The following is a 15,275-nucleotide window of genomic DNA, read 5'->3' on the forward strand; positions in this document are numbered from 1 at the left end:
GCGCGGTTAGGGTGCGGACGCCGACCTGCCTTAACCTGTAGATATGGCAGCATCTTGGTCGCTTTCGGGCGCACTCAAATCTATGTTCGCGCGCGACACAATCGACGCCGAAACCTGGAGCGATCTCGAAGACGCCCTCATTTCAGCAGACTTTGGGCCGGACATCACCGACTCGATCATCGAAGAACTGCGGGCGAGCGTCGCCAAATACAAGACTGACGATCCAACCGACCTGAAGCGGATGCTGCGCGAAACCCTTGAGGAACGCTTAGCCCGTCTCGACCCCACCCTTACTCTCAGCGCCCGCCCCGCCGTAGTGCTGGTTGTTGGGGTCAATGGCGTCGGAAAGACCACCACGATCGGCAAGTTTGCCAAGTTCTTGGTCGGCCATGGCCGCTCTGTTGTGGTTGGTGCGGCTGACACGTTCCGTGCCGCCGCAGTTGAGCAGTTGGCGACGTGGGCCGAACGTGGGGGAGCATCGATTGTGCGCCCTCAGCAGCAGGGCCAAGATCCGGCATCCGTTGCATTCCAGACGGTGGAGCGTGCTCAGCGGGAGTCGATCGATATCGCCATCATCGACACAGCAGGACGCTTGCAGACTAAAAGCGGCCTGATGGATGAGCTAGGCAAGATCCGCCGTGTCGTTGAGAAGCAGACGGAGATCGCCGAAGTTCTGCTCGTACTGGACGCGACCACCGGTCAAAACGGTGTTGCTCAGGCTGAAGCATTCATCCAGCACGCCGGCGTCACTGGCCTTGTGATCACGAAGTTGGATGGTTCGGCCAAGGCCGGGTTCATCCTCGCGGTGCAGGAACGCACGGGCATCCCGATCAAGCTGGTCGGCCAGGGCGAGGGCATCAACGACCTCACTGGCTTCACCCCGCACGTCTTCGTGCAGAATCTCGTCGGCTAGTTCGCTAGTTGCCGACGGCTTTGTGCGCAGCAGCGATGTCGAGGTAGTGCGTGGCGTTCTGGCGCACGCTGGCGATCTCTTCTTCGCTCAGTTCGCGGCGTACTTTCGCGGGAACGCCAGCAACGAGCGATCCGGGCGGCACGATGGTGCCTTCGAGCACAACAGCACCTGCCGCGACGAGTGACCCGGTGCCGATGACGGCTCCATTGAGCACTGTTGCGCTCATCCCGATCAGGCAGTCATCTTCGACGGTGCAGCCGTGAAGCACAGCGCCGTGGCCGACACTCACTCCAGAACCTAAGGATGTCGGAAAGCCTTCATCGCAGTGAACCGTCACGTTGTCTTGCAGGTTTGATCCTTCACCGATGGTGATGGAGTCGACGTCGGCTCGCAGCACTGCGCCATAGAAGATGCTCGTGCGTTCGCCGAGCGTGACCTGCCCGACGAGGGTCGCGTTGGGCGCTACGAAGGCGCTGTCAGAAACCTGGGGCGTATGTTCGGCGATGGGCACGATGAGAGCTGTCATGCTTCTACGCTAGCGCGATACTTGGATAAGTTACCGCGAGAAGCGTGAAGCGATTTCGATCAGCACGCTCTCGTCGCCGACGTAGATTCCTTCGGCGCGCGGCCAGTGCCCGATCACATCGGTGAATCCCAGTGCTTCGGCGCGACCGACGGCGTCATCCCAGGCACCAACGCTCTCGAGGCTGAACTGCGGTGCGCCATCGAGGTTGAGATAGCGATCGAGAGTGGTGGATGCTCGGCCAGACTTCTCGAGGCTGTCATCCATTCGAGCAGACGATGCGGCGACGACCTGCCACCACTCCTCGAGGGTGTCAGCGGTGCGACCGAGCGTGAGCCAGCCGTCGGCGAGTTCTGCGGCAAGTCTTAGGCCGCGGGGGCCTTCCGCAGCAACCACGAAGGGCAGGCGCGGAGTCTGGGCAGGTACCCCGACCATCCGTGCATTCACTGCGGTGAACCAGTCGCCGCTGAAGCTGATGCCACCGCTGCCGGGTTGTTCGAAGCGAAGCAACTCATCGAGCCCACGTACGAATTCTTCGAAGCGGGCGTGACGTTCGCGGGGGCTCAGCTCTGCCATGCCGAGCACAGTCGAGTCAAAGCCGGTGCCGCCAGAGCCAACACCGAGTAGGACGCGACCCTCGCTGACGTCATCGAGTGTTGCCAGCTCTTTAGCAAAGGTGACCGGATGCCGAAAGTTGGGTGAGGCAACGAAAGTACCGAGCCCAATGCGGCTGGTCACGCTCGCGGCTGCCGTCAGCGTGGGAACTGTCGCGTGCCACGTCTCGTCGGCGAGGGATCGCCACGACAGGTGGTCGTAAGTCCAGGCGTGATCGAAGCCGAGTTCTTCCGCCTGGATCCAGCGATGTTTGGCTTCAGCCCAAGGCTGTTGGGGGAGGATTACGATGCCGTGTCTCACGCTCTCACCCTACTGGGGCGCGCTGTCAGCGCATTGGGTTCGCTAGCCGCGCTCCGACACCTTAAACTGGTGTGATCATGGCCACTTTTGGAAATCTCACCGACCGCCTCGCGGATACGTTCAAGAACCTGCGCGGCAAGGGCAAGCTCAGCGAAGCGGATGTCGATCGCACCGTTCGCGAGATTCGCCGTGCGCTACTCGATGCTGACGTTGCGCTCGAGGTCGTCAAAGACTTCACGGGCCGTGTTCGTGAGCGTGCGCTGGGCCATGAGGTTTCGGATGCGTTGAATCCCGCCCAGCAGGTGGTGCAGATCGTCAACGACGAGCTGGTCACGATCTTGGGTGGCGAGGCACGGCGCATCGAGTTCGCGAAGAACCCACCGACCGTCATCATGCTTGCTGGTTTGCAGGGTGCAGGTAAGACGACTCTTGCCGGAAAGCTTTCCAAGTGGCTTGCCGCTGATGGCCACACCCCGCTGCTGGTTGCGGCCGACCTTCAGCGCCCCAATGCGGTAACGCAGCTTCAGGTGGTCGCGGAGCAGGCAGGCGTTGCAGTGTTCGCGCCCGAACCGGGTAACGGCAAGGGTGACCCGGTCAAGGTCGCCAAGCAGGCCCTCAAGTTTGCCAAAGACAAGCAGCACGATGTCGTCATCATTGACACCGCTGGTCGTTTGGGTGTGGATGCCGAGCTTATGAAGCAGGCCGCCAACATCCGCAAGGCTGTCGACCCCGACGAAGTGCTCTTTGTTATTGACGCGATGATCGGTCAAGACGCGGTCAAGACGGCGCGTGCCTTCCAAGAGGGGGTCGACTTCACCGGTGTCGTGCTCTCCAAGCTCGATGGTGATGCTCGCGGTGGTGCCGCGCTGTCGGTGGCCTCGATCACGGGCCGCCCGATCATGTTCGCTTCAACCGGTGAAGGGCTCGACGACTTCGAGCCGTTCCACCCCGACCGCATGGCAAGCCGAATTCTCGACCTGGGTGACATCCTCACCCTCATCGAGCAGGCGCAGAAGACCTTCAACGAAGAAGAGTCTCGCAAGGTCGCCGAAAAGTTTGCGACTGATTCGTTCACGCTCGACGACTTTCTCGGGCAGATGCAACAGCTCAAAAACATGGGGTCGATCAAGAGCATGCTGGGCATGCTCCCCGGCGCCAAAGGCATGCGTGAGCAGCTCGACAACTTCGACGAGTCGGAGATCACGCGCACCGAGGCCATCATCCAGTCAATGACTAAGCAAGAGCGCACAGTGCCTAAGCTGCTCAATGGCTCCCGTCGTGTGCGTATCGCTCGTGGTTCGGGAACGACTGTCACCGAGGTGAACGCGCTCGTGAACCGCTTTGAGCAAGCAGCCAAAATGATGAAGACGGTTGCCAAGGGCGGCACGCCACAGATTCCCGGTATGGGCCCGATCCCTGGTGGCCATGGCGGCAAGTCGGTGAATGCGAAGAAGGGCCAGAAGAAGAAGAGCTCCAAGTCGGGCAACCCGGCTAAGCGCGCGGCAGACGAAGCAGCGCGTGCTCACGGTGCTGTCGGCACCTCCGCGCCCGCCGGCTCAGGCTTTGGTCTCGGTGGTTCGAAACCTGCTGCTGATAGTCCTTCACCCGAAGAGCTCGAGAGTCTGCAGAAGTTCCTCGGTCGTTAGTCGACTGCCGCTCTGAGCCTGCGGTGAGGGTCTCGTAGGCGCGCTTGGTTAGCTAGAAGTCGCGTCGCTGCGACGCGATACTCTGGAGTTATGACTCAGAGCCGTCCCGTTCGTATAGCCGTTCAGCTTCAACCTCAGCACGCCGAATATTCGGTCATTCGAGACCGTGTTCGTGAACTCGAACAACTCGGCGTTGACGTGCTCTTCAACTGGGATCACTTCTTTCCCCTCTATGGCGAACCCGACGGTTTGCACTTCGAGGCATGGACCGAGCTGGCATCCTGGGCAGAGCTAACGAGCCGCGTTGAGTTCGGCACCCTCGTCAACTGCAACAGCTACCGAAACCCTGACCTTCAGGCAGACATGGCCCGCACCCTCGACCACATCAGTGGTGGGCGCTTCATTTTTGGCATTGGATCAGGCTGGTTCGAGCGCGACTATGACGAATACGGCTACGAGTTCGGCACTGCCGGATCACGGTTGGATGCTCTCTCCGAGGCACTTCCGCGCATCGAGTCGCGCTGGGGCAAGGTGAACCCAGCGCCCACACGCAAAATTCCCGTGCTGATCGGTGGCGGGGGAGAGAAGAAGACTCTCAAGCTGGTCGCTCAGCACGCAGATATTTGGCACAGCTTCGCCACAGGCGATGCGCTCGTGCACAAGATGAGCGTCTTGGCTGATCACTGCGAGGCCATTGGCCGCGACATCAGCGAAATTGAGCTGTCGAACGAACTTCGCGATAAGAGTGTTGAAGATGCTGACAGCATGCGCGAGCAGGGCATCACGCTCTTCACACTGGGTATTACCGGGCCCGATTATGACCTCACTAGCACCAAGCAGTGGCTCTCCTGGCGCGACTCACAAAACGATTAATGTGACCCATTCGGGGTTTTCTTTGCCGCCGGTTCATCATCGGGCGAAAACTCTGGCAGAATAGGCGGTTGAGTCCTTCGTAGCTCGACCCTCTAATCTGGCACGAACGGAATCCACTAGAGCTTTTCTGCCGAGTGTGCCCCCACGCTCACGGCTAGCGGTTCGCCACCAATAACATTTAAATCAGGAGAATTGTGGCTGTAAAGATTCGTTTGAAGCGCATGGGCAAGATCCGTGCACCCTACTACCGCATCGTCATTGCCGACTCGCGCAAGAAGCGCGATGGTCGTGTCATTGAAGAAATCGGAAAGTACCACCCCACCGAGGAGCCCTCGTTCATCGAGGTCGAGTCCGAGCGTGCACAGTACTGGTTGAGCGTTGGCGCGCAGCCGAGCCCGCAGGTTGAGGCAATCCTCAAGCTGACCGGCGACTGGGGCATCTTCAAGGGTGACAAAGACGCTAAGAGCACCGTCAAGGTGAAGGAAGCCAAGCCAGAGTTCCAGGCTGACGAGAAGAAGAAGCCTGTTCTCAAGCCCAAGGCTGAGAAGACTGAGCCTAAGGCCGAAGAAGCACCAGCCGCAGAAGCTCCCGTCGCCGACGAGACTCCTGCAGCAGACGCAGACAAGGCTTAGCCCTTGCTCGCTCCCGCTCTCGAGCACCTCGTCAAAGGTATCGTCGACCACCCCGAAGACGTTCAGGTCGTTGCAAAGAACACGCAACGCGGTGAACTTCTCGAGGTTCGCGTGCACCCAGAAGATCTTGGCCGCGTAATCGGTCGTTCTGGTCGCACCGCGAAAGCACTGCGTACGCTGATCACGGCTCTGGCCGATGGTCGCAAGGTACGTGTCGACGTCGTCGACACTGACTTCTAACCAGTGGGCGAAGTAAAAACACCCCGCGAAGGTCGCACACAGCTGCGAGTGGGGCGCCTGACGAAGGCTCATGGGCTCAAGGGAGCCGTTAAAGTAGAGATGTACACGGATGCCCCGGAACGACGTTTCGTTCCGGGCGCCGTGTTCTCACTGCAGGTGCCAACAAGTTCTGCTTGGCACGGTAAAACGCTCGAGCTCATCGAGCTCAAGTGGTTCAACGCCCAGCCGGTCGCCTTCTTTACCGGAGTGCTAGACCGCAGTGAGGCTGAAACTCTGGTCAAGGCCATCCTCTGGATCGATCACGATCCTAACGAGGAGCCAGAAGAAGATGCGTGGTTCGACCACCAGCTCATTGGCCTCAAGGTAATCCGCGACGGCGTTCAGGTCGGTACTCTCGCGCAAGTTGATCACTTTCCCGCGCAAGACCTGCTCACGGTCACAACGGAGAACGGCGACGTACTCGTGCCGTTCGTCAAGTCGATCGTTGCCAGCGTCGACCTCAAGACCGGCAAAATGGTTGTTACCCCTCCGCCTGGCCTCTTTGAAGACCTCGCAGATGACGCAGTCGAGACCGCAGCGCCCAAGACTGACGCACCTGAAGCCAAATAGCAGTTAGGGTCAACGCGTGCGCATCGACATCGTGACGATCTTCCCCGACTTCTTTGGAGTGCTCGACATCTCTTTGCTTGGCAAGGCGCGCGAGCGTGGAATCATCGACCTCGGTGTGCACGATCTGCGTGATTTCACGTACGATCGGCATCGCACCGTTGATGACACCCCCTACGGCGGCGGCGCAGGCATGGTCATGCGTCCCGAGCCATGGGGTGAAGCGCTGGATGCCACACTCACGCCCGAAACGGTAGTGATCGTTCCGACTCCTGCCGGAGTTCCTTTCACGCAGGCTGCCGCCCGTGAGCTCGCACAGGAGAAGCATCTCGTCTTCACCTGCGGGCGCTATGAAGGCATCGACCAACGAGTCATCGACTACGCAGCCTCACAGGTGCGAGTGCGCGAGATCAGTCTCGGCGACTACGTGCTGAACGGCGGCGAGGTCGCGACGATGGCGATGATCGAAGCAATCGGCCGACTGGTGCCTGGCGTCATCGGCAACCCAGAAAGTCTCACTGAAGAAAGCCACGAACAGGGCCTCCTCGAATACCCCAGTTACACAAAACCGTCGACGTGGCGTGAACGCTCAGTTCCCGACGTTTTGCTCAGCGGAAATCACAAGGCGATTGCCGATTGGCGGCACGAGCAGCAGGTTGAACGCACCCGACGAGTTCGCCCTGACTTACTGTCCGACGAACAGTAACTATGCCCGATAGCTGGCGCCGAGCTTCCATTGCCAGGCAACCGGAGCCGAGCATCCGACAAACTTCGCCTATTTACGAGCGGTCAGAACTAGCGGACCTTCTGGCGTGATCGCTACCGTGTGCTCGAAGTGGGCGGCACGCGAACCGTCGATGCTGCGCAGTGTCCAGCCGTCGTCATCCGTGTAGATCTCGTCGGTGCCGATCATGAGCCACGGCTCGATGGCGAACACGAGGCCTGGCTTGAGCGGCATTCCACGACGAGCTTTGCCGTCATTGGGGATGTGCGGGTCACCGTGCATTTCGCGGCCAACGCCGTGACCACCGAAATCGAGGTTCACTTCGTAGCCAGCGCCGTAAGCGACATCGCCGATTGCTGCTGAGATGCCGCCGATGCGATTGCCGACGACGGCCGCGGCGATACCAGCATCGAGGGCGCGAGACGTGACATCCATCAGCTGGATATCTTCGTCGCGGGGAGTACCCACAGCAAACGTGATGGCGGAGTCAGAGACCCAGCCATCCACCGCAACAGCAAAGTCAAGGCTCAGCAGGTCGCCATCTTTGAGCGTGTAATCGTGGGGGAGCCCGTGCAGTGCAGCATCGTTCACCGAGGTGCAAATGACTTTGCCGAAGGGCGATGCACCAAACGAGGGGTGGTAGTTGATGTAGCAGCTTTCGGCGCCACGTTCGCGGATCATGCTGTGGGCGAGCGCATCGATCTCGAGCAGGTTGACTCCCACCTTGGATGCCGCCTGAGTTGCGGTAAGCACGCTGGCGACGAACTCTCCCGCGGCTTTCATCTCATTAATTTCGGCGGGCGTTCTCAACTCGATCATTCGGTAACTGCCTCTTTCGTGTGCGGTGCCAAGAGTTGCTCAATGAACTCTCGAAGCTTGTCGATAAACGGTTCTTCACCGCGCGGGTCATACAAGAATGCACGCTCAAGCAGCGAATCCGCTATTTCTACCGTGACTTCGATGTCGAAAGTGAGTGCATCTGAGGCGGGAACCCCATAAGTGGTGATCAGTAGGTCCGTCAAGATTTCGGCAAGAGCCGTGTTGTTGCTCTTGCGATCGACGTTGAATCTGCGGTCGATAATATTGCCGAAGGAGAGCACCCGAAAGCCTGGCTCTGTGCGGCTCAGCTCGACATAAATATCGATTGCAACATTGAGTGCATCGAGCGCGTTTGTCGCCCTCTTGTTGAGAGTTGCGGTGAGCCCAGCACGGTACTTGTCAAAATTGCGTGTTGCAAGAGCACGAAGCAGCGCCTGGATGTTGGGAAAGTAGCGATAGATAACGCCAACAGACGAGCGTGCCCGTTTGGCAACATCGCTGGTCGTGATCGCATCGATTCCGAGATCATCGAGGAGCACTGCGGCAGCATCAAGCAAAACGTTGATGCGCTCGGCGCTTCGTTGCTGCACTGGTTCAGTGCGAACAATGGCGGGTTTTGGCACAGGGGACCACCACGGTCTTTCAGAGTGAGATTTTCAGCATTCTTAGTCACATCGAAGATACCCTGAGAACCATGATGATCAGGCGTGCGTTCTATTACTGGCAGTTCATCGCTGTGATCGTGTTGCCCCTGTGGGTGCTGGTCGGGCGTGGAATCTTCGGCTCAAGTGTTGGCTGGGATTTCGTTCTCTTCCTGCTGCTGTGCCCCATCTTGGCCTTTGCACTACTTGCGATCGCTGGTCTGACCACGGCACGCAAGAGTGTGCGTTCTCAGCGTGCGGTGTCATGGATCGATGCCGGGGTGCTCGCCGCCTGGCATGCAGTGATCATTGCCTACGGATTTATGGATGCCCCGCTGCTGGCAGCACTCATCGTTGTCGGGGCTGTGGCTGGCTTCTGGATCGCGCTCTGGCAACTCGTCACTGAGACACGTAACCGCTTCACCACCCTCGTTGAGGGCTTCGAGCGTGATGCTCAGCGGCCCTCTCAGCCAGGAGAGCGACTCGACAACGGCAATGTCATCATCCTCGACGAGGATGAGAATCGCACTTCCGACTAAATCTGTGGCAGAATTGTTGATTGTGCTCGCGCACGACTCTGCCATGAGGGCGTCGTAACCGCTTGAAGCACAATCTTTCTTTTCTAACTATGTGTGTTCGACTCATGGCGGGCGCAGAGAGCGATCAATTATGCATATCCTCGATGACGTCGACAAGGCGTCTCTTAAAGACAACATTCCTGAGTTCCGTGCCGGCGATAACGTCAAGGTTCACGTAAACATCATCGAAGGTACGCGCTCGCGTATCCAGGTGTTCCAGGGCGTTGTTATCGGTCGTTCAGGCCACGGCGTTCGCGAGACCTTCACGGTGCGCAAGGTCAGCTTCCAGATAGGCGTCGAGCGTACCTTCCCCGTTCACTCCCCAATCATCGACCACATTGAGGTCGTCTCACGCGGTGCAGTCCGCCGCGCCAAGCTGTACTACTTGCGCGCACTTCGCGGCAAGAAGGCAAAGATCAAAGAGAAGCGCGACAACTAACACGACTCGCAATTCACGAACCAACTGCTCCCAGCGGCTTATGCTTGCTGGGAGCTTTGGGGTTAAATGACAAACGAAACTGTTGAGAACGCGCTGCCGAGCAGTCCTGGTCACCGTCGCGATGCTGGCAAAAAGGGCGGCGGCTGGAAACTCTTCCTGCGCGACCTGCTAATCATCTTCGTCGCAGCCATCCTGATCTCATTCATGATCAAGACATTCTTGGTGCGTTCCTTCTACATCCCGTCGTCGTCGATGGAAAACACTTTGCAGATTGATGACCGCATTCTCGTCAATCAGCTTGAACCCAGATTCTTCCCGATCTCCCACGGCGACGTTGTCGTGTTCACCGATCCAGGGGGCTGGCTTCCCGCACTCTCAAGCGAACCAGAGAACTGGTTTGTTGGTGCAGTGGATGGTGTGCTCGCCTTTGTGGGGCTCAGCGCGCCAGACAGCAGCAATCACCTCATCAAGCGCGTAATCGGCTTGCCCGGCGACACCATCGAGTGCTGCAACGAGTTTGGGCAACTGATCGTCAACGGCATCCCGTTGGAAGAGCCATACATTGTGCTCCCGGATTCTGTCACCAAAGCAACTCCGGAGGACTTCTCCGTTACCGTGCCCGATGATTCCCTCTGGGTCATGGGTGACAACCGCTACAACTCCGCTGACTCTGCGGCCCACCGCGATGACCCCACCGGTGGTTTTGTGAAGGTCGGATCTGTCGTCGGGCGGGCTTTTCTCATCAGTTGGCCGACCCAGCGCTGGAGCGTGCTCGACAATTACCCCACCACCTTCCAGCGGCTAACCCCGAACGCAGAGTAGACAGTGGCAGTAGCTGACCCGAGCAACGCCGTTGAGCTTGAGCTGTTTGCGGCGGGTGCGCGTGCCGTAATCGGATGCGACGAAGTCGGCAGAGGAGCGATCGCCGGCCCCGTCGGAGTCGGTATGACCGCAATGTCCCCCACGCATGGTGCTTGGCCGGTAGGGCTGCGCGACTCAAAAATGTTGAGTCAGAAACGCCGCGAACTTCTTGAACCTCTCACACTCGAGTGGGCTCCGCTGTCGTCAGTCGGTTATGCGGATGCCACAGAAGTCGACTCCATCGGAATCACCGCCGCCCTCGGGCTCGCCGGCAAACGCGCACTCATCCAACTTCATGAAGCGGGTGTTGACGTCATGTCGAGTGTGGTGCTGTTGGACGGTTCCACCGACTGGCTCAGCACTGCGCTGACCGTTGCGCCGCGAGTGCACACCAGGGTAAAAGCTGACCGGGACTGCGTGTCGGTTGCTGCGGCATCCGTGGTGGCAAAAGTGCAACGGGATCGGCTCATGATCGCAGCCGATGGGGAGTATCCCGGCTATCACTGGCCCAGTAATAAAGGCTACGGCTCAGCCGCACACTTTGAGGCGATTCGCGGCCTAGGGGCCACAGAACTGCACCGGCACACATGGTTGCGTTAGTGCGGCCTACAATAAAGACAGCATGGATGAAGACGAGTTTGAAGACTATGACCGTGAGGTCGAGCTTGCGCTGTACCGCGAGTACCGCGATGTAGTGAGCCAGTTCCGTTTTGTGATTGAAACGGAGCGACGGTTCTACCTCGCCAACGAGGTCGATTTGGTGCGCCGGGACACGGAGCACGACTTCTATTTCGAGCTCTCAATGACTGATGTGTGGGTGTGGGATGTTTACCGTTCCGACCGCTTCGTCAAGAGCGTGCGCGTGCTCACCTTCAAAGATGTGAACATCGAAGAGCTCAGCGCCAAGGATCTCGAACTGCCTAAAGAGCTCGCGCTCGACGAATAGCCGGTTAGTGCTCGGGTAGCGCTGCCGCGAGAACTTCGGCGAGGTGCTTGCCGTGCACGTTGGCGAGCTGTGTCGCCTGCGTGCGGCACGAGAAGCCGTCGGCGAGCAGTGTGCTGCCGGGTTCCGCGTTGCGCAGTGCCGGCAGGATGCCGTTTTCGGCGACCGCGACCGAAACGTCGTAGTGGCCCTTTTCCATACCGAAGTTTCCGGCTAGACCACAGCATCCACTGATTTCGGTGATGGTTGCCCCGGTCGCCGCCAGCAGAGCACGATCGGCGTCGAAGCCCATCACGGCGTGCTGGTGACAGTGCGGCTGCACGACGAACGTCTCGCCGCTCAGGCTCGGCGGTTGCCAGTCGGCCGGACCCATCGGTGCCGGAGCCGTGAGTAGCTCGGAGAGGGTGAACGTTGAGCGGGCGACCGCGGCTGCTTCCGCGATATCGGGGAGCAATTCGGTGAGGTCGGAGCGCAGAACCGCCGTGCAGGATGGTTCGATGCCCACAATCGGGATGCCCCGGTCGACATAGCGGGAGAACTCGCCCACCAGCTCAGTGAGTCGCTTTCGTGCGCCCTCCAACTGCCCCGTCGTGATCCAGGTCAGCCCGCAACACACGTCGCGTTCTGGCAGCAATACCTCATAGCCTGCCGCATCGAGCAGGCGGAGGGTGGCCCGAGCGATGTCGGGCGAAAAGTTGTCAGTGAACGAGTCGGCCCAGAGGAGCACCTGGGGGCGTTTGGGCGCGGGCAGGGTGCTCGCGCCGTGCGTTTGCTCACCGGGAGGGGGCGCTGCTCGGCTGGATGCGCGCAGGGCGCGAGCCTCGGAGCTGGAGCGGAACGGGCGGCGGGCAAATGCGGGGATCGTGCGCCGAGCATCCATTCCGCCGACCCAGAGGGCGATGCGAGCGAAGAGCGGGATCCGCAGCATCGCATTCACAAACGGGGCGATCGGTGCGATCAGGCGTGCCCAGCGGGGAAGTTGCCCGAGGAGGTAGTGACTTCGGGGGCGTAGTTTTCCGTCGTAGCGGCGGTGCAAGACCTCGGCTTTGAGGGTGGCCATGTCGACGCCGGCGGGGCAGTCGCTCGCGCAAGCTTTGCAGGAGAGGCACAGGTCGAGGGCGTCGTGCACTTCGGGGGAGTGCACACCACCGGTCACGAGGGTGCCGTTAGCCATTTCTTGAAGCACGCGGGCGCGACCTCGCGTGGAGTCCTTCTCGTCACCGGTCGCAAGGAACGACGGGCACATCACGCCGTGGCTGGCGGAGTTGTCGGCGCGACACTTGCCGACTCCCACGCAGCGATGCGCGGCCGTCGTGACATCGCCGCCGTCATCGCTGAAGGCGAAACCGTTGATCTTGGTGATGGGGAGCGCGGCCGGGCGGCGAAGGCCGGCATCGACGGGTGCCGGGTCAACCACGATGCCGGGGTTCATCAGGTTGTTCGGGTCAAAGAGTCGCTTGAACTGCCCAAATAGGCCAATTGCGGCCGGTGAATACATGTGCGGCAAGAGCTCGCTGCGTGCACGCCCATCGCCGTGTTCACCCGAGAGTGAACCGCCATGGGAGGCCACAAGTTGTGCGGCGTCATCCACGAAGGCTCGCAAAACTGCGCCATCCGTCGCGAGGGGAATGTCGAGGCGCACATGAACGCAACCGTCCCCGAAATGGCCGTACGGCATCCCCTCGATGGCGTATTCGGCCAACAACTCGTCGAAGTCGCGCAGGTACGCACCGAGGCGTTCGGGTGGCACTGCGGCGTCTTCGAATCCTGGCCACGCTTGGGCTCCGGATGCTGTGCGCCCCGCCAATCCTGCGCCATCTTCTCGAATGCGCCACAGTTGCTCCGCGGCGACCGCATCCGTGATGACGCTGGCCTCGATTGCACCGGAGTCGGCGGCGATGCGTTGTGCGCGTTGGAGTGTCTCTGCGGGCTCGGCTCCGGCGACTTCGACGAGCAGCCATCCGGCACCTTCGGGTAGTGCGGCAACAGCACGCGCTCCACGGGCTCGGCTTACTGCATCGACGATGCGCGCGTCGAGACCCTCGATCGCGCTGGGGTGGTGGGCAAGCAAGGCGGGCACTGCATCGGCTGCGGTGGCCATGTCGGGGTAGCCAAGCGCGACGAGCAGTGGATGCTGCGGCTCGGCAACAAGGTCGACGGTTGCTTCGAGCACGGTCACGAGGCTGCCTTCGGTGCCCACGAGACTGCGGGCCAGGTGATGGCCGTGCTCAGGCAGGAGGTGTTCGAGACTGTAGCCCGACACCTGACGACCGAAACGCCCCAGCTCGGTTCGAATCGTGGCGAGATTGCCGCTGACGAGTGAGTCGAGGCCGTCGACCACGCCGGGGTCGCGGGCAGCCGTGAATCGTCGGCCGAGACCATCAACGACATCAAGACTTCGCACGTTGTCGGCGGTGCGCCCAAACTGCAGCGAATGGGCGCCGCACGCGTTGTTGCCGATCATGCCTCCGACAGTGCAGCGCGACCAGGTCGATGGGTCGGGGCCAAACCGCAGACCGTGGGGTCGCGAGGCAGCTTGGAGAGTTGCCAAGACTGTGCCGGGCTGCACGCGGGCGGTGTGGGCATCCGGGTCGATCTCGATCACTTGGTTGAGGTGACGGGAGAAGTCGAGCACGATGCCGGTGCCGATCGCATTGCCAGCGACTGAGGTGCCGCCGCCGCGTGCGGTGATGGGTGTGGCGCTTTCGCGAGAAACAGAGAGCGCGGCGAGCACATCGTCGATGTCGCGAGGGAACACCACAACCTGCGGCACGACCCGATAGTTGGAGGCATCGCTGGAGTATTCGGCGCGGCGACGGGTGCTGTCATCCGCCTCTCCATTGACCACGCTGCGAAGGGCGTCAACGACGTCGCTGCGATCCTGCAGTGAAGTGTCGGGCATGGTCCTATTGTGCCCCTAGAGTCAATTCATGCCCCTGATTCTCGCTGTCGTGATTGCAGGCTTTGGTTTTGGCCTGTCGCTCATCATCGCGATCGGTGCCCAAAATGCGTTCGTGCTGCGTCAGGGGTTGCGCAGTGAGCATGTGACCGCGGTCGTGCTCGTGTGCACTCTCTCGGACATCGTGCTGATCGTGGCGGGCATCGCTGGGCTCGGAACGCTCATCCAGCAGGCCGGCTGGTTGCTCGTGATTGCCCGCGTCGGTGGCGCACTCTTCCTGCTCGTGTACGCGTTCTTGTCGATCCGGCGGGCGGCACATCCTCAGGCGCTCACGACGAGCACGGGCGGCACCGGGATGACGCTCGCCGCAGCCCTCTCGACGGCGCTCGCGCTCACCTGGCTCAACCCGCACGTCTATATCGACACCGTTCTGCTGCTCGGCTCCATTGGCGGAACGTATGGTGATGAACGCTGGTGGTTCGCGCTCGGAGCCTGCCTCGGCAGCGTTGTCTGGTTCGCGGCGCTGGGCTATGGCAGCCGGTTCTTACGTCCGCTATTTGCGAAGCCTGCTGCTTGGCGCGTGCTCGATATTGTGATCGCTGTGATCATGGTCGTGCTGGCGGCGAGCCTCATCGCTGGGCTGTTCGAGTAGCCAGACGCGCCTAGCTCGGATTGCGCACGGTGGTGAGGTCGAACATCCACTCATTGACTCGGATTGAGTGGCCTTTGGGGTACTCAAAGTCTGATTCGCGAATGAGCATGAACCCGGCACGCTGGCAGAGAGCATTGGATGCGGTGTTGTCGATGCGGGGGAACGCCAGCACATGGTCGCGGTCACCGTTATCTGCTGCGAACTGGAGGCATTCGGTAAGAGCGCGAGCGACGATCTACTGAACACTTTCGGGCCCGCCAACGAACCTCGTCATCTCGGGGGTATTGCCCTTTTCGAGCACTGGAAGGTCCTCGACCTGCCACCGCTCAAGCCACACTCGTTGGTTGACACCTCGCATCATACGGCACGAT

At 60.5% G+C, this 15,275-nt stretch carries 19 protein-coding genes; 13 read left to right on the top strand and 6 right to left on the bottom strand.

Going from position 1 to position 15,275, the window contains the following annotated elements; all coding sequences use genetic code 11:
* The first annotated feature begins 43 nt into the window (after positions 1–43).
* Positions 44–913: a signal recognition particle-docking protein FtsY gene (gene ftsY, locus ACTJJW_RS05215; protein WP_462643076.1), complete on the top strand. Its 870-nt coding sequence runs from the start codon at positions 44–46 to the stop codon at positions 911–913.
* Positions 914–917: 4 nt separating this feature from the next.
* Here ftsY and ACTJJW_RS05220 read toward each other — a convergent pair whose 3' ends face one another.
* Both ACTJJW_RS05220 and ACTJJW_RS05225 read right to left on the bottom strand, forming a co-directional pair.
* On the bottom strand, positions 918–1,439 hold the full coding sequence (locus ACTJJW_RS05220; RefSeq protein WP_462643077.1) for a gamma carbonic anhydrase family protein: 522 nt from the start codon (positions 1,437–1,439) through the stop codon (positions 918–920).
* 30 nt (positions 1,440–1,469) lie between these two features.
* The gene (locus tag ACTJJW_RS05225) at positions 1,470–2,351 is read right to left on the bottom strand and encodes an LLM class flavin-dependent oxidoreductase (RefSeq protein WP_462643078.1); all 882 of its coding nucleotides are present in this window, start codon (positions 2,349–2,351) and stop codon (positions 1,470–1,472) included.
* 77 nt (positions 2,352–2,428) lie between these two features.
* On the opposite strand from ACTJJW_RS05225, the gene ffh reads away from it, so the two are divergent.
* The 6 genes from ffh to trmD all read left to right on the top strand — a co-directional run bounded on the left by ffh (position 2,429) and on the right by trmD (position 7,054).
* Complete coding sequence (gene ffh / locus ACTJJW_RS05230; protein WP_462643079.1) at positions 2,429–3,997, top strand: signal recognition particle protein; 1,569 nt, start codon at positions 2,429–2,431, stop codon at positions 3,995–3,997.
* A gap of 90 nt (positions 3,998–4,087) precedes the next feature.
* Positions 4,088–4,870, top strand: coding sequence for an LLM class F420-dependent oxidoreductase (locus ACTJJW_RS05235; protein WP_462643080.1), 783 nt, complete (start codon positions 4,088–4,090; stop codon positions 4,868–4,870).
* Positions 4,871–5,064: 194 nt separating this feature from the next.
* Positions 5,065–5,502 carry a 30S ribosomal protein S16 gene (gene rpsP / locus ACTJJW_RS05240; protein ID WP_462643081.1) on the top strand — a complete coding sequence of 146 codons (438 nt, stop codon included), beginning with the start codon at positions 5,065–5,067 and terminating at the stop codon, positions 5,500–5,502.
* A 3-nt stretch (positions 5,503–5,505) separates the two neighbouring features.
* Entirely contained in the window at positions 5,506–5,742 is a 237-nt protein-coding gene (locus ACTJJW_RS05245) for an RNA-binding protein (protein ID WP_010203243.1), read from the top strand.
* Between the two features lie 99 nt (positions 5,743–5,841).
* A complete protein-coding gene (gene rimM, locus ACTJJW_RS05250; RefSeq protein ID WP_462643212.1) occupies positions 5,842–6,351 on the top strand; it encodes a ribosome maturation factor RimM in 510 nt (169 codons plus the stop codon).
* Between the two features lie 16 nt (positions 6,352–6,367).
* Positions 6,368–7,054, top strand: coding sequence for a tRNA (guanosine(37)-N1)-methyltransferase TrmD (trmD, locus tag ACTJJW_RS05255; RefSeq protein WP_462643082.1), 687 nt, complete (start codon positions 6,368–6,370; stop codon positions 7,052–7,054).
* Positions 7,055–7,123: 69 nt separating this feature from the next.
* Here the strand turns inward: trmD and map are convergent, their stop codons facing one another.
* Entirely contained in the window at positions 7,124–7,891 is a 768-nt protein-coding gene (map, locus tag ACTJJW_RS05260; protein WP_462643083.1) for a type I methionyl aminopeptidase, read from the bottom strand.
* The gene (locus tag ACTJJW_RS05265; protein WP_462643084.1) at positions 7,888–8,514 is read right to left on the bottom strand and encodes a TetR family transcriptional regulator; all 627 of its coding nucleotides are present in this window, start codon (positions 8,512–8,514) and stop codon (positions 7,888–7,890) included. Before ACTJJW_RS05265 ends, map begins: the two co-directional genes overlap by 4 nt.
* Positions 8,515–8,585: 71 nt before the next feature.
* Here ACTJJW_RS05265 and ACTJJW_RS05270 point away from each other — a divergent pair, with 71 nt between their 5' ends.
* The 5 genes from ACTJJW_RS05270 to ACTJJW_RS05290 all read left to right on the top strand — a co-directional run bounded on the left by ACTJJW_RS05270 (position 8,586) and on the right by ACTJJW_RS05290 (position 11,356).
* Positions 8,586–9,071, top strand: a complete 486-nt coding sequence (locus tag ACTJJW_RS05270; RefSeq protein ID WP_462643085.1) for an MFS transporter — start codon at positions 8,586–8,588, stop codon at positions 9,069–9,071.
* Between the two features lie 130 nt (positions 9,072–9,201).
* Positions 9,202–9,549, top strand: coding sequence for a 50S ribosomal protein L19 (rplS, locus tag ACTJJW_RS05275; RefSeq protein ID WP_462643086.1), 348 nt, complete (start codon positions 9,202–9,204; stop codon positions 9,547–9,549).
* Between the two features lie 66 nt (positions 9,550–9,615).
* Positions 9,616–10,371, top strand: a complete 756-nt coding sequence (gene lepB / locus ACTJJW_RS05280) for a signal peptidase I (protein ID WP_462643087.1) — start codon at positions 9,616–9,618, stop codon at positions 10,369–10,371.
* 3 nt (positions 10,372–10,374) lie between these two features.
* Positions 10,375–11,010 (top strand): ribonuclease HII, encoded by a 636-nt coding sequence (locus tag ACTJJW_RS05285; RefSeq protein ID WP_462643088.1) that lies wholly within the window; start codon positions 10,375–10,377, stop codon positions 11,008–11,010.
* Between the two features lie 22 nt (positions 11,011–11,032).
* Positions 11,033–11,356 carry a DUF2469 domain-containing protein gene (locus tag ACTJJW_RS05290; RefSeq protein WP_009772690.1) on the top strand — a complete coding sequence of 108 codons (324 nt, stop codon included), beginning with the start codon at positions 11,033–11,035 and terminating at the stop codon, positions 11,354–11,356.
* Positions 11,357–11,360: 4 nt separating this feature from the next.
* Here ACTJJW_RS05290 and ACTJJW_RS05295 read toward each other — a convergent pair whose 3' ends face one another.
* Positions 11,361–14,255: an FAD-binding and (Fe-S)-binding domain-containing protein gene (locus tag ACTJJW_RS05295; protein ID WP_462643089.1), complete on the bottom strand. Its 2,895-nt coding sequence runs from the start codon at positions 14,253–14,255 to the stop codon at positions 11,361–11,363.
* Positions 14,256–14,283: 28 nt separating this feature from the next.
* Between ACTJJW_RS05295 and ACTJJW_RS05300 the strand changes: the two genes are divergently transcribed.
* On the top strand, positions 14,284–14,904 hold the full coding sequence (locus ACTJJW_RS05300; protein WP_462643090.1) for a LysE/ArgO family amino acid transporter: 621 nt from the start codon (positions 14,284–14,286) through the stop codon (positions 14,902–14,904).
* A gap of 10 nt (positions 14,905–14,914) precedes the next feature.
* Here ACTJJW_RS05300 and ACTJJW_RS05305 read toward each other — a convergent pair whose 3' ends face one another.
* Entirely contained in the window at positions 14,915–15,076 is a 162-nt protein-coding gene (locus tag ACTJJW_RS05305) for a hypothetical protein (RefSeq protein WP_462643091.1), read from the bottom strand.
* Positions 15,077–15,275: the final 199 nt, after the last annotated feature.

It is taken from the genome of Rhodoglobus galactosidasius (assembly GCF_054957775.1).

What these genes read in the sequence shown, in the direction of transcription:
- ftsY (WP_462643076.1), top strand. Translation starts at nt 44, where the DNA reads ATGGCAGCATCTTGGTCGCTTTCGGGCGCACTCAAATCTATGTTCGCG.
- ACTJJW_RS05220 (WP_462643077.1), bottom strand. Translation starts at nt 1,439, where the DNA reads ATGACAGCTCTCATCGTGCCCATCGCCGAACATACGCCCCAGGTTTCT.
- ffh (WP_462643079.1), top strand. Translation starts at nt 2,429, where the DNA reads ATGGCCACTTTTGGAAATCTCACCGACCGCCTCGCGGATACGTTCAAG.
- ACTJJW_RS05235 (WP_462643080.1), top strand. Translation starts at nt 4,088, where the DNA reads ATGACTCAGAGCCGTCCCGTTCGTATAGCCGTTCAGCTTCAACCTCAG.
- rimM (WP_462643212.1), top strand. Translation starts at nt 5,842, where the DNA reads ATGTACACGGATGCCCCGGAACGACGTTTCGTTCCGGGCGCCGTGTTC.
- map (WP_462643083.1), bottom strand. Translation starts at nt 7,891, where the DNA reads ATGATCGAGTTGAGAACGCCCGCCGAAATTAATGAGATGAAAGCCGCG.
- ACTJJW_RS05270 (WP_462643085.1), top strand. Translation starts at nt 8,586, where the DNA reads ATGATGATCAGGCGTGCGTTCTATTACTGGCAGTTCATCGCTGTGATC.
- rplS (WP_462643086.1), top strand. Translation starts at nt 9,202, where the DNA reads ATGCATATCCTCGATGACGTCGACAAGGCGTCTCTTAAAGACAACATT.
- lepB (WP_462643087.1), top strand. Translation starts at nt 9,616, where the DNA reads ATGACAAACGAAACTGTTGAGAACGCGCTGCCGAGCAGTCCTGGTCAC.
- ACTJJW_RS05290 (WP_009772690.1), top strand. Translation starts at nt 11,033, where the DNA reads ATGGATGAAGACGAGTTTGAAGACTATGACCGTGAGGTCGAGCTTGCG.
- ACTJJW_RS05295 (WP_462643089.1), bottom strand. Translation starts at nt 14,255, where the DNA reads ATGCCCGACACTTCACTGCAGGATCGCAGCGACGTCGTTGACGCCCTT.
- ACTJJW_RS05300 (WP_462643090.1), top strand. Translation starts at nt 14,284, where the DNA reads ATGCCCCTGATTCTCGCTGTCGTGATTGCAGGCTTTGGTTTTGGCCTG.